Here is an 11,708-nt window from a genome sequence, read left to right on the forward strand (position 1 = left end):
CGGCGCGAAGGGCTGCGTCGAGCTTGTCGAAGTGGTGCAGATCGCCCTTGACGACCGCCGTCAGATGCGGGACGCGCCGGACGTCGCCGCGGTTGTCGAAGGCGAGCTTGCCGGTGACCCCGTCGAGCGAGAGCGCGCCGAGCTGCGTCCGCACCTCGCCCGCCGTGCCGCGCTGCGTCTTCCGCAGCGCGGCGACCATCGCCTGCATCGCGTCGTAGCCGTAAGCCGCGTAGACCCCGGGGGCGCGGTTGTACTTGCGCTGGAACGCCTCGGTGAAGCTCTTGATCTTGGGCGCCGAGCCCTCGAGCTCGAACGCCGCCTGGGGGAAGATCAGCCGCTCGGCGGCCGGGCCGGCGAGCTTGACGATGTCGGAAGTCACGGCCGAGCTGGCCAGCTTCACGCCGTCGAACTTCTCCGCGTCGAGCGCCTGGCAGAGGGCGGCCACCTCGTTCACGAGCCCCGCGATGTAGACCGCGCGGACCTTCGCCGCGACGACCTTCTTCGCCAGCTCCTTCGCGCGGTCCGCCGCCAGCGGCGCGTCGAACGACTCCTGCACGGCGATCTTCACGCCGTCGGCCGTCATCTGCGCCGCGAACAGCTCGGAGAGCGAGCGCCCGAACGTCTCGTTGTAGGTCAGGACCGCGACCTCGGCGAGACCGAGGTTCCGCACCGCGGCCCCGATCTGCTGCGTCTCGGCGGCGTCGTTGGGGTAGACCCGGAAGAACCAGCCCCCGCCCTGCGCCGTCAGCGACGGGGCCGAGGCGGAGGGGCTGATCATCACGACTTCCTTTTCGACGAGGAAGGGAATGACCGCCTGCGCGACGCCGGACGTGAGGCCGCCGAGAAGCAGGTTGGCCTGCGTCACGCCGACCAGGTTCTTCGCCGCGGCGAGCGAGGCGTCCGGCTTCCCGCCGTCGTCGCGGTAGGAGAGGGCGAGCCGCCGCCCCTCGGGGAACCCGCCCTGCTCGACCGCCTCGGCGTAGGCGAGGTCGATCCCCATCCGGACCGCCTTGCCGTATTCCGCCGCCGGTCCCGTTTCGGAGATCACGACGCCGAGGACGATCGGCGAGCGTTCGACGCACGCCGCCCAGAGCGAGACGGCGACGACGAGAACGACGAGCCCGAGGAGCGTGGTCGCGGAGCGCCCGGTCATCGGAACCTCCTCCCGCGGGCCCCTCGACGCCGACGACGCGCGGCGGCCGCCCCTCCTGCGGGCGGAACGCCGACGAATTCCCGAACCGCGAGGCCCGCCTTGCAACGGCCCGCGCGCCCCCAAACGCGCGCGGAACGACCCTCGCCGACCGGCGTCTCGGCGGAAATGTACGCTCTGGCCCCCGCGGGGCGGGACGATCGTGCGCCCGGGGCGGCGACTGACTTCAGGGCAGCGGACGGCCGACCGCGGCGTCCACGCGCGCGAGGTGCTTGAGCATCCGCAGCCGCAGCACTTCCACTTCCCCTTCGGGGAGCGCGGTCCGCAGTTCCCCGTTCAGCTCGTCGAGCTTGCGCCGCGCCCGGTCCACGTCGATTTCGGCCCCGCGCTCGCACGTCTCGGCGAGGACCGAAACCCTGTCCGGACCGACCTCGGCGTACCCGCCGGAAATCGCGAGGGCCTCCCGCCGGTCCCCGACGCGGGCGACGGCGATCCCCGGGCCGAGCTCCGCGAGGAGCGGGGCGTGCCCGGGCAGGACGCCGAACGAGCCCAGCGCGCCGGGCAGCACGACCTCGTCCACGTCCCGGGCGAGAATGCGCCGCTCGGGGGTGACGATCTCGAGGTGGATCTTCTCCGGCAGGGACATGCGCCCGTCCGCGGAGCGGCGCGCGGCCGCCCCCGTCAAGCCGCGCGGCTATTCGGCCGCGCGGATCTTCTTCGCCTTCTCCACCGCCTCTTCCACCGTGCCGACCATGTAGAACGCCTGCTCCGGCAGGTCGTCGTGCTTGCCGTCCACGATCTCGCGGAAGCTGCGGATCGTGTCGGCCAGCTCGACGTAGCGGCCGGGGAAGCCGGTGAACTGCTCGGCGACGAAGAACGGCTGGGACATGAACTTCTGCAGCTTGCGCGCCCTGGCGACGAGCTGCTTGTCGTCCTCCGAGAGCTCGTCCATGCCGAGGATGGCGATGATGTCCTGCAGCTCCTTGTACCGCTGGAGGACCTGCTGGACGTCGCGCGCCGTGCGGTAGTGCTCCTCGCCGAGGATCCGCGGGTCGAGGATGCGGCTGGTCGAGGCCAGCGGATCGACGGCCGGGTAGATGCCCAGCTCGGAGATCTGGCGGCTGAGGTTCGTCGAGGCGTCGAGGTGGGCGAAGGTCGTCGCCGGCGCCGGGTCGGTGTAGTCGTCGGCGGGGACGTAGATCGCCTGCACCGAGGTGATCGACCCCTTCTTGGTCGAGGTGATCCGCTCCTGCAGCTCGCCCATCTCCGTGGCCAAGGTCGGCTGGTAGCCGACGGCCGACGGCATGCGGCCGAGCAGCGCCGAGACCTCGGAGCCGGCCTGGGTGAAGCGGAAGATGTTGTCCACGAAGAGCAGCACGTCCTGGCCGGCGACGTCGCGGAAGTACTCGGCGACGGTCAGGCCGGTGAGGGCGACGCGCAGGCGGGCCCCCGGCGGCTCGGTCATCTGGCCGTAGACCAGCGCGACCTTCGACTTGTCCGGCCCGCCGGCGACCATCACGCCGCCTTCCTGCATCTCGACCCAGAGGTCGTTCCCTTCGCGCGTCCGCTCGCCGACGCCGGCGAAGACGGAGTAGCCGCCGTGCTTCATCGCGACGTTGTGGATCAGCTCCTGGATGAGCACGGTCTTGCCCACGCCCGCGCCGCCGAAGAGCCCCGTCTTGCCGCCCTTGGTGTACGGCTCGAGGAGGTCGATGACCTTGATCCCGGTCTCGAACATCTCGACCGACGCGGCCTGCTCGGCGAACGACGGCGCGTGGCGGTGGATCGGCCACTGCTCGTCGGCGGCGACCGGCCCGAGCTCGTCCACCGGGCGGCCGAGGACGTTGATCACGCGGCCGAGCGTCCCCTTGCCCACCGGGATGCGGATCGGGGCCTTGGTGTCCTCGACCTCCATCCCGCGGACCATGCCGTCGGTGGGCTCCATCGCCACGCAGCGGACCCGCCCCTCGCCGAGGTGCTGCTGCACCTCGAGCGTGACGTCGATCGGCCGCCCCGTTTCGCGCCCCTCGTCCTGGACGCGCAGGGCGTTGTAGATCTCCGGCAGCTCCCCCTCGGGGAACTGCGCGTCCACCACGGCGCCGATGACTTGGACGACCTTGCCCATCCGTTCCATGCGGTGTCCCTCGCGGTGTGCGGTCAGCCGAGCGCGTTCGCGCCGCTGACGACCTCGATGATCTCGTTGGTGATCGAGGCCTGGCGAATCCGGTTCAAGAGCAGCGTCAGCTTGGAAATCAGCTCGTTGGCGTTGCGCGTCGCGTTGTCCATGCTCGTCATCCGCGCCGCGTGCTCCGCGGCGCCCGACTCGAGCAGCGAGTGCAGGACGGAGAAGGCGACGTACCGCTCGAGCAGGCCGGCGAGCAGCCGCTCCGCCTCCGGCTCGTAGAGGAAGTCGATCCCCTCGCGCAGGAACGACGCCGGCTCGCGGCCGGCCACCTCCGCCAGCGGGAGGAGCGGCTCGACGACGACCTTCTGGGAGATCGTCGAGCGGAACTGGTTGTAGACGACGAAGACGGCGTCGGCCTCGCCGCCGATGAACCGCGCCCGCGCCTCGTCGGAGAGGTCGCGCGCCAGCGCCGCCGGCTCGAGGCGCGAGACGTCGGTCAGCCGCCGGCGCACCGCCGCCCCGGGGCGGCGCTTGTAGTAGTCCGCCGCCTTGCGCCCGACGATCGTCAGCGAGACCGCCGTTCCGCCCTCCTCGCGCGCCGCGCGCCAGTGGTCGGCGGTGCGGAGGATGTTGGCGTTGAAGGCGCCGGCGAGGCCGCGGTCGCCGCAGAGGACGATCAGGTCGACCTTCCGCTCCGGGCGGACGGCGAGCAGCGGGTTGAGCTCCGGCCGCGCGCGGAGCGCGACGTCGGCCAGCACCCGCCGCAGCGTCTCGGCGTAGGGGCGCGCGGCGAGCATCGCCTCCTGCGCCCGCCGCAGCTTCGCCGCCGAGACCATCTTCATCGCCCGCGTCAGCTGGGCGGTGTTGCGGACGGAGCGGATCTGCCGCCGGAGATCGCGGGTGTTGTTGGCCATCGCCCCTACTCGGCGACGCCGGCGAGCGCGGCGAACTGCCCGCGGAACTCGTCCAGCGCCGCGCGCAGGCCGGAGACGATCTCGTCGTCGAGCTTCTTCCGCTCGGCGATCAGCGCCAGCAGGTCGGCGCGGCTCGCGTCGAGATAGCCGTTGAGCCGCTTCTCGTACTCGGCCGCCTTCTCCACCGGCACCGCGTCGAGGTAGCCGTTGGTCGCGGCGAAGATCAGCGCGATCTGCTTCTCCACCGAGACCGGCTGGTACTGCGGCTGCTTCAGGATTTCCTGCAGCCGGCGGCCGCGGGCCAGCTGGGCCTGCGTCGCCTTGTCGAGGTCCGAGCCGAACTGGGCGAAGGCGGCCAGCTCGCGGTACTGGGCCAGCTCGAGGCGCAGCGGCCCGGCGATCTTCTTCATCGCCGGCACCTGCGCCGAGCCGCCGACGCGGCTGACCGAGAGGCCGACGTTCAGCGCGGGGCGGATGCCGGCGTAGAAGAGGTCGGTCTCGAGGAAGATCTGCCCGTCGGTGATCGAGATCACGTTGGTCGGGATGTAGGTGGAGATGTCGCCGGCCTGCGTTTCGATCACCGGCAGCGCGGTCAGCGAGCCGCCCGTGCCGGGCGCCTTGCGGACCTCGTGCCCCGCGCCGAGCTCCTTCGCCTTCTCCTTCGCGCGCTCGAACCCCGGCGCGCCCCAGTACTCGGCGCCGTCCACGCTCTCCGACGCGCCGGCCGGCGCCCCGGCCGGGACGACGACGTAGCGCTCGCGCAGCTTCGCCGCGCGCTCGAGCAGGCGGGAGTGGAGGTAGAAGACGTCGCCGGGATACGCCTCGCGGCCCGGCGGCCGGCGGAGCAGCAGCGAGATTTCGCGGTAGGCCGCGGCGTGCTTGGAGAGGTCGTCGTAGACGCAGAGGACGTGCTCGCCGCGGTCGCGGAAGAACTCGCCCATCGCGCAGCCGGCGTACGGCGCGAGGTACTGCATCGGGGCCGGGTCGGAGGCGGAGGCGCTGACGACGATCGTGTGCTCCAGCGCGCCGTACTCCTCGAGGGTCCGCACCACCTGGGCGACCGTGGACTGCTTCTGGCCGATCGCCACGTAGATGCAGATCACCCCCTTGCCTTTCTGGTTGATGATCGTGTCGAGGGCGATGGCCGTCTTGCCGGTCTGGCGGTCGCCGATGATCAGCTCGCGCTGGCCGCGGCCGATCGGGATCAGGGCGTCGATCGCCTTGAGGCCGGTCTGCAGCGGCTCCTTCACCGACTGGCGGAAGACGACGCCCGGGGCGATCCGCTCGTGCGGCGCGCTCCCTTCGGCCTCGACCGGGCCGCGGCCGTCCACCGGGCGGCCGAGCGCGTCCACGACGCGCCCGAGCATCGACCGGCCGACGGGGGTCTCGATGATGCGGCGCGTGCGCCGCACGACGTCCCCTTCGCGGATCTTCTGCACGTCGCCGAGGAGCACGGCGCCGATCGAGTCTTCCTCGAGGTTGAGCGCCAGCCCGAAGACGTCGTGGGGGAGCGCGAGCAGCTCGAGCGAGGCGGCCTTCTCCAGGCCGTGGATGCGGGCGATGCCGTCGCCGACGGAGGTGACGGTGCCGACCTCGGCGACGTCCACCTTCCGCTCGTATCCCTCGATCTGCTGCTTGAGCAGCGCGGTGATCTCGCTGACGTTGAAGTCCATGCGGCTACGCTCCCTCGTCGGTTCGCGCGCGGCCGGCGCGCGGCCGCGTTCGTCTCACCCTGCGATCGCCCCCGCCGTCCCGCCGGCGAGCCGCGTCCGCAGCTCGGCGAGGCGCGCCTTCAGGCTGCCGTCGTAAAGGCGGCCCGCGGCCTCGACGACGACGCCGCCGAGGAGCGCGGGATCGATCTCGGTCCGCGTCCGCACCGCGGCGCCGACCAGTCTCGCCAGCGCCTCGTCGAGCCGCGCCCGCACGTCGGCGGGGAGCGGCGCGGCGGTGCGCACCGTCGCCTCGACCACGCCGGCCCGCGCGTCGGCCGCGCGGCCGACGGCGTCGGCGATCAAGCCGAAGATCTTCCAGTGTTCCGGCGCGAGGACGGCCAGGAGCGCCCGGGCCTCGCGCGCGGCGCCGAGCCGCTCGGCGAGGGCCAGCATCACCTTCCGCTTCGCGTCCGCCGAAACGACCGGGCTGGCCAGCGCGCCGGCCAGCTCTCCGGAGGAGGCGACCACTTCCGCCAGATGGGCGACGTCGGTTCTGGCGCGGGAGAGGTCTTCGGCCTTCGGGACGGCCCCGGCGAGAGCCTGCGCGTACCGCTCGGCGATCAGACGCGCGTTCTTCACGAACGACTCCTCGCGGATTTCCCGCCCGGCGGGGACACCCCGCCCGTTCGGGCAGAAACCCACCGGCAAGAGGCGGATGCTAGCAACCGCGCCAAGGGGCGTCAACCGGACGAGGTCGAAGGGCGGGCGCGACGGCCCTCCCGCGCCGGCCGGCGGGGGCGCGGAGCGGCGCGGCGCAAGTCGGGAGCGGCGGCGCGCCGCGGGCCCCGAAACGCGGAACGGCCGCGCGGCTGATCGCGCCGCGCGGCCGTCCGAACGAAGCCGAAGCGTTCCGGAACGGAACGCGAAAAGGTCACTTCCGCCGCTGGCCGGTCTCGAAGTCGAAGACCTTGTTGGCGGCGAAGTCGTCGCTGCTCCACGGCGCCGGATCGCCGCCGAGGTACTGGTGGAACCACTCGAGGTGGGCGGTGTAGTAGAGCGCCATCTCGTACCAGTTCGGCCAGTGGCCGGCGTTGGGGAAGACGACGAGCTTGGCCGGGACGTTCATCGACCGGAGGTAGGTGAAGGCCATCAGCCCCTGGGTGTAGGCGATCCGGTAGTCCAACTCGCCGGTGATCACCAGCTCGGGGGTCTTGAAGTTCTTCACGTTGCGGGAGGGGTTGAACTTCTCGTACTGGTCGGAGGTCCAGGGGGTCCCCTTGAGGTCCCACGTCGGGAACCAGAGCTCCTCGGTCGCGCCGAACTTCGACGGCAGGTCGAAGACCCCCATCATCGAGGCCAGCGCCTTGTAGCGGGTCGTCGTCCCCTGCAGCCAGTTGACGGCGTAGCCGCCCCAGGACCAGCCCATCGCGCCGATCCGGTCCTTGTCGGCCCACGGCTGCTTCTCGATCCAGTCGGTGACCTTGGCGACGTCCTCCATCGGCGCGCCGGCCCAGTCGCCGGAGATGGAAGCGGTGTAGGCCTGGCCGAAGCCGGTCGAGCCGTGCGGGTTCGGGAAGACGACGACGTACCCGGCGCCGGGGTAGACCTGCCAGTCGCCGCGGAACGAGTCGGCCCACTGGCTCTGCGGGCCGCCGTGGATGTTGAGGATCACCGGGTACTTCTTGTTCGGGTCGAAGTTGTGCGGCTTGACGACGAAGGTGTGGACCTTCGCCCCGCCGGCGCCGGCGATGAACGCCTCCTCGGCCGGGCGGATGTCCACCTCGTCCTCGAGCGCCTTGTTGTGGGTCGTCAGGCGGAGCGGCGCCGCCTTGCCGGCGAGGTCGAGCCGCCAGAGCTCGGGCGGTTCGGCGATCGCGCGGTGCAGGACGAACGCCGCGCGCCCGTCCTTGGGCAGGACGAAGTCGTCGATCGTGGCGAAGGTCGCGAGCTTCTCCGGCGCGCCGCCGGCGAGCAGGACGCGGTAAAGCGGCGAGCGGCCGCCTTCCTCGGCCTTGAAGACGAGGCCGGTCGAGTCGGCGAGCCACGCGGCCGAGTCGACCCAGTTGTCGAAGTTGGGGGTCAGGACGCGCGAGGTCTTGGCCGCGCGGTCGTAGAGGACGAGGCGGAAGAGGTCCGACTCGTACCCCGGCTGGAGCTGGCGGCGGTAGGCGATCCAGCGGCCGTCGGGCGAGTAGAGCGGATCGCCGTCCCAAGCCTTGTTGCCGGCGGTGACGTCGGTCGCCGGCTGCGTCGCGCCGTCCGGGCCGGGGGCCACCGGCACGATCCAGATGTCGCTGTTCGTCGAGCGGGCCAGCGTGTCCTTCGGGTCGGGGTTCCGGGTGTAGGCCAGCTCCTTCCCGTCGGGGGAGAAGGCGTAGCCGCCGGCCGCCCCGCCGAGGGAAAAGACCGGGGCCTCGCGGTCGCCGGGGGTCAGGTCGCGGACCTTGCCGGTGGCGACTTCGACGAGGAGGACGTGGCTCACCTTGCCGTCGTACCACTGCGTCCAGTGGCGGTAGAGCAGCTCGTCGGCGACGTGCGCCTTGAGCGGCCCCTTGGCGCGCCACGTGTCGAGCTTCTTGTTGCAGGCGTCGTCGGCGCCGCACTCGGGGTGGATCTCGCTGGCGAAGGCGATGTACTTGCCGTCGGGGGACCAGACCGGGGCGTCGATTCCGGTGGAGAGCGCGACGATCTGACGAGCCTCGCCGCCGTCGGTCGGCAGCAGCCAGATCCCCTGGTTCTCGCCCCGCTTGGCGACGAAGGAGATCAGCTTGCCGTCGGGGGAGAAGGCGGGGGACGTCTCGCTCTGGTCGTCGGTGAAGGTCAGGCGGGTCGCCGGGCCGCCGGCCGCGGGGACGCGGTAGAGGTCGGACTGCGCCTTGCCGCGGCCGAGGTCCTTCGTCTGCAGCGAGTAGACGAGGGTCGCGCCGTCGGGCGACAGGACCGGCCCCGCGGGGCTCTTGACCTTGTAGAAATCCTCGATCGTGAAGGCGCGCTTCGCGTCGCCGGCGAAGGCCGGGAGGGCGAACAGCGCGATGGCCAGCGCGGCGACGACGCCGTTCGTCGCCTTGCGCCGGCCGCCCGTCGGGCGCTGCTGATCGTGCGGCATTAGGGCACTCCTCGTCGTTGGGGGAACTCGCACGATTACAGCACGGAGCGGGGCGCGCCGCGCGTCCCGCAACTTTTCGCGCCCCGAACCGTTTCTCCGGATGACGACGATGAACGACGACGCCTTCCGCAGCGCCGTGCTCGAGCACAAGGACCGGGTCTTCGGCTACGCCGCCCGGTTGCTCGGGGACCGCGAGGAGGCGAAGGACGTCGCGCAGGAGGCTCTGACGCGGATGTGGGAACGGCGCGAAGCGATCGAGGGCGGCGACGGGGCGCGGTTCTGGCTGCTGCGCGCGGCGCACAACCTCTGCGTGGACCGGCTGCGCCGGCGCGGCGCGCGGTTCGAGGTCGGGGACGGCGCGCTCGACGAAATCGAGGCCGGCGACTGCGCCCCCGACCGCGCCGCCTGCGGCCGCGAGACCGCGGCGGCGATCGAGCGCGCGCTGGCCGGGCTGCCGGCGCGCGACCGCGCGGCGCTGCTGCTGCGCGAGGCGCACGGCCTCTCCTACGACGAGCTGGCGGCGACGCTCGGCGTGCCGCTCGGCACGGCGAAGGCGCTGCTGCACCGCGCGCGGGAAAAGGCGCAGCGGGCGCTTCTCGCCGCGGGGGTGCGGCCGTGAACGCGGCGCGGGACGGCTTCGCCGGCGACGGCTGCGGCGCCGCGCGCGGGCTGCTGCACGCGCTCTGGGACGGCGAGATCGGCGACGCCGACCGCCGCGCGCTCGACGCGCATCTCGCGCGGTGCGCGGAGTGCCGCGCCTTCGCCGAGCGCGGCGGCGCGCTCCTCGCGGGACTCGCCGCGCTGCCCGATCCGGCGTTGCCCGACGACGCGCTCGCCGCGGTCTTCGCCGCGACGGTCGATCGCCGCCGGCCCGAAGAGGCCCGCGACTCCGCGGCGCGGGAACGCCGCGGAATGCGCGCGCCGGCGCGGCGCCGCGTCCGTCCGCGGATCGTCCTCGCCTTCGCCTCCTGCGCCGCGGCGCTCGTGGTCGCCCTCGTCGCGGCCGACGGACGGCGCGCGGCGGAGCGGGAGCGGATCCGCCGCGCCGAAGCGGACGCGAACATCGTCTTCGCCATCGCCCGCGGCGCGCTCGCCAGAAGCGGCGCCGCGGCGCTCGACGACGCGGTCGGCCGGGGGATCGCCCCCGCGCTGCGCGCCGCGCCGATCCTGAACAGTGCGGTCGATGCGCCGCGCGGAAGGAGGAACTGAGATGACGCCCGAGAGGAAGAGAATTCTGCGCCGTGCACTGATCGGCCTGTCCGTGCTCTGGGCGGTCGCCGCGCTGCTCGCCGTCGCCGCCTACGCCGATCCGGCCGACAAGGCCGCGCCGGGCCGCGGCGTCGTCGATCCGAAGCCGTTCCTCGCCTTCGCCACCGAGGACGGCGACCTCGTCGAGGTCAACGTCGGCGGCTCGCTGCTCAAGTCGCTCGCCGGCTCGGTGGACAAGAAGGACAGCTCCGCGGCGTCGGTGATCGGGCGGCTGGAGAAGATCAGCGCCGTCGTCGTCGGGATCGAGCCGGCGCGCCGCGACGAGGCGCTGCGGCTGATCGAAACGACGGCGGAGGGGCTGCTCCGCGCCGGCTGGGAGGAGGTCGCGCGCGTCCGCGAGAAGGGGGAGCGGATCCGCGTCCTCGCGCTGAGCGAGGGGGACCACATCGTCGGCCTCGTCGTGATGCTCGTCGATCGGGACCACCGCGAGGGGAAGACGGAACTTGTCTTCGCCAACATCGCCGGGCCGTTCAACCTCGCCGACCTTTCCAAGCTCGGCGACAACGTGGACATCCCGGGCCTCAAGGATCTGGGCGAGGCGAAGCGCGGAACGGCGGGACGCGACAAGCCGGCGCCGAAGAGCGCGCCGCGCGAGGAACGTCCGTGATCCGCGCGCTCGGCGTCGCCGCGCTTTGCGCGCTTTCGCTCGGTTGCGGCCCGTTCTTTGGCTTCGCCGACTTTCAGGCGGAACGGGCCGCGCTCGAGAGTTCGGGCGCGAAGCTCCGCTGCACGACCTCGTTCCACGTCGGCCGCGCGCTGCTGCGCTGCGGGGCGTCGGCGCTCGACGGGGACGAGGCGCGCCTAGCGCGCGCCGTGGACCGCGTGGACTTCGCGGTCTTCGAGGTCGCGGACGCGCGCGGCCTGGCGGGGTCGGCGGCGGAGCGGCTCGCCGCGGCGCTGCCCGGCGCGGAGCCGATCGTCCGCGTCGTCGAGCGCGGCCGCCTCGCCGCCGTCGTCTTCGCGCGCTCGGAGAAGGGAGCGGTGCGCGAACTGCTCGTCGCCGCGCTCGACAAGGAGGAGCTGACGCTCGTCCGCCTGCGCGGCGACGTCGGCGGACTCGTCGAGACGGGGATCGCGCTCTCCCGCAGGCGCGGCGAGGACGGCCGGCGCGACGCGCCGTCGATCGCCGCCCTCGGAAGACGGGGCGGCGACTGAGCGCGACGACGCGCGCGGCGACGAGCGACGAAAGGCGCGGAGACGGAGACGAATACGGAGACCGTGCGCGAAGGCGCGCGCCGGGACGAGGTCAGGCGAGGGGCGCGGCCGAAAGGCCGCGCCTTTCGATTTCGTCGAGCAGCCGCGGCAGGACGGCGAGCGAGACCGGCGTCCCGTCCGGCGCGCGGCGCGGCGCGCCGTCGTGCAGCAAGAGCAAGTCTCCCGCGGCGAGGCCGCGCAGCAGGCGCCGCGCGACGGTCCGCGGATCGCCGCACGCCGCGTCGAAGCCGCGGCGGGTCCACGTCGCGAGCGTCATCCCGCGGCGCGCGAGGAGCGG

12 protein-coding genes are annotated in these 11,708 nt (G+C 72.8%); 4 read left to right on the forward strand and 8 right to left on the reverse strand.

Going from position 1 to position 11,708, the window contains the following annotated elements; genetic code table 11:
- The 7 genes from LLG88_04645 to LLG88_04675 form a co-directional block, all read right to left on the reverse strand.
- Positions 1 to 1,153: branched-chain amino acid ABC transporter substrate-binding protein (locus tag LLG88_04645; protein ID MCE5246195.1), on the reverse strand; the 1,153-nt coding region annotated here is incomplete at its 3' end.
- A 223-nt stretch (positions 1,154 to 1,376) separates the two neighbouring features.
- Positions 1,377 to 1,796 (reverse strand): ATP synthase F1 subunit epsilon, encoded by a 420-nt coding sequence (gene atpC / locus LLG88_04650; GenBank protein MCE5246196.1) that lies wholly within the window; start codon positions 1,794 to 1,796, stop codon positions 1,377 to 1,379.
- A gap of 48 nt (positions 1,797 to 1,844) precedes the next feature.
- Complete coding sequence (atpD, locus tag LLG88_04655; GenBank protein MCE5246197.1) at positions 1,845 to 3,284, reverse strand: F0F1 ATP synthase subunit beta; 1,440 nt, start codon at positions 3,282 to 3,284, stop codon at positions 1,845 to 1,847.
- A gap of 23 nt (positions 3,285 to 3,307) precedes the next feature.
- Positions 3,308 to 4,189: an ATP synthase F1 subunit gamma gene (gene atpG / locus LLG88_04660; GenBank protein MCE5246198.1), complete on the reverse strand. Its 882-nt coding sequence runs from the start codon at positions 4,187 to 4,189 to the stop codon at positions 3,308 to 3,310.
- Between the two features lie 5 nt (positions 4,190 to 4,194).
- The gene (gene atpA, locus LLG88_04665) at positions 4,195 to 5,862 is read right to left on the reverse strand and encodes a F0F1 ATP synthase subunit alpha (protein ID MCE5246199.1); all 1,668 of its coding nucleotides are present in this window, start codon (positions 5,860 to 5,862) and stop codon (positions 4,195 to 4,197) included.
- Positions 5,863 to 5,916: 54 nt separating this feature from the next.
- On the reverse strand, positions 5,917 to 6,480 hold the full coding sequence (gene atpH / locus LLG88_04670) for an ATP synthase F1 subunit delta (protein MCE5246200.1): 564 nt from the start codon (positions 6,478 to 6,480) through the stop codon (positions 5,917 to 5,919).
- Positions 6,481 to 6,772: 292 nt separating this feature from the next.
- Positions 6,773 to 8,947: a S9 family peptidase gene (locus LLG88_04675; GenBank protein MCE5246201.1), complete on the reverse strand. Its 2,175-nt coding sequence runs from the start codon at positions 8,945 to 8,947 to the stop codon at positions 6,773 to 6,775.
- Positions 8,948 to 9,047: 100 nt separating this feature from the next.
- Here LLG88_04675 and LLG88_04680 point away from each other — a divergent pair, with 100 nt between their 5' ends.
- From LLG88_04680 to LLG88_04695, 4 genes are read left to right on the forward strand one after another with little or no spacing between them, the layout of a single operon-like run.
- A complete protein-coding gene (locus LLG88_04680) occupies positions 9,048 to 9,566 on the forward strand; it encodes an RNA polymerase sigma factor (protein ID MCE5246202.1) in 519 nt (172 codons plus the stop codon).
- Entirely contained in the window at positions 9,563 to 10,156 is a 594-nt protein-coding gene (locus LLG88_04685; protein MCE5246203.1) for a zf-HC2 domain-containing protein, read from the forward strand. Before LLG88_04680 ends, LLG88_04685 begins: the two co-directional genes overlap by 4 nt.
- Position 10,157: 1 nt before the next feature.
- On the forward strand, positions 10,158 to 10,823 hold the full coding sequence (locus LLG88_04690) for a DUF4252 domain-containing protein (protein MCE5246204.1): 666 nt from the start codon (positions 10,158 to 10,160) through the stop codon (positions 10,821 to 10,823).
- Positions 10,820 to 11,371 carry a DUF4252 domain-containing protein gene (locus tag LLG88_04695; protein ID MCE5246205.1) on the forward strand — a complete coding sequence of 184 codons (552 nt, stop codon included), beginning with the start codon at positions 10,820 to 10,822 and terminating at the stop codon, positions 11,369 to 11,371. Before LLG88_04690 ends, LLG88_04695 begins: the two co-directional genes overlap by 4 nt.
- 91 nt (positions 11,372 to 11,462) lie before the next feature.
- Here LLG88_04695 and LLG88_04700 read toward each other — a convergent pair.
- Positions 11,463 to 11,708, reverse strand: a 246-nt coding sequence (locus LLG88_04700; GenBank protein ID MCE5246206.1) for a polysaccharide deacetylase family protein, incomplete at its 5' end; no start/stop codon positions are given.

It is taken from the genome of bacterium (assembly GCA_021372775.1).
Taxonomy (GTDB): Bacteria; Acidobacteriota; Polarisedimenticolia; order J045; family J045; genus JAJFTU01.

Excerpts from the sequence above, each read along its gene's own strand:
- atpC (MCE5246196.1), bottom strand. The coding sequence starts at position 1,796 with ATGTCCCTGCCGGAGAAGATCCACCTCGAGATCGTCACCCCCGAGCGG.
- atpD (MCE5246197.1), bottom strand. The coding sequence starts at position 3,284 with ATGGAACGGATGGGCAAGGTCGTCCAAGTCATCGGCGCCGTGGTGGAC.
- atpG (MCE5246198.1), bottom strand. The coding sequence starts at position 4,189 with ATGGCCAACAACACCCGCGATCTCCGGCGGCAGATCCGCTCCGTCCGC.
- atpA (MCE5246199.1), bottom strand. The coding sequence starts at position 5,862 with ATGGACTTCAACGTCAGCGAGATCACCGCGCTGCTCAAGCAGCAGATC.
- LLG88_04675 (MCE5246201.1), bottom strand. The coding sequence starts at position 8,947 with ATGCCGCACGATCAGCAGCGCCCGACGGGCGGCCGGCGCAAGGCGACG.
- LLG88_04680 (MCE5246202.1), top strand. The coding sequence starts at position 9,048 with ATGACGACGATGAACGACGACGCCTTCCGCAGCGCCGTGCTCGAGCAC.
- LLG88_04690 (MCE5246204.1), top strand. The coding sequence starts at position 10,158 with ATGACGCCCGAGAGGAAGAGAATTCTGCGCCGTGCACTGATCGGCCTG.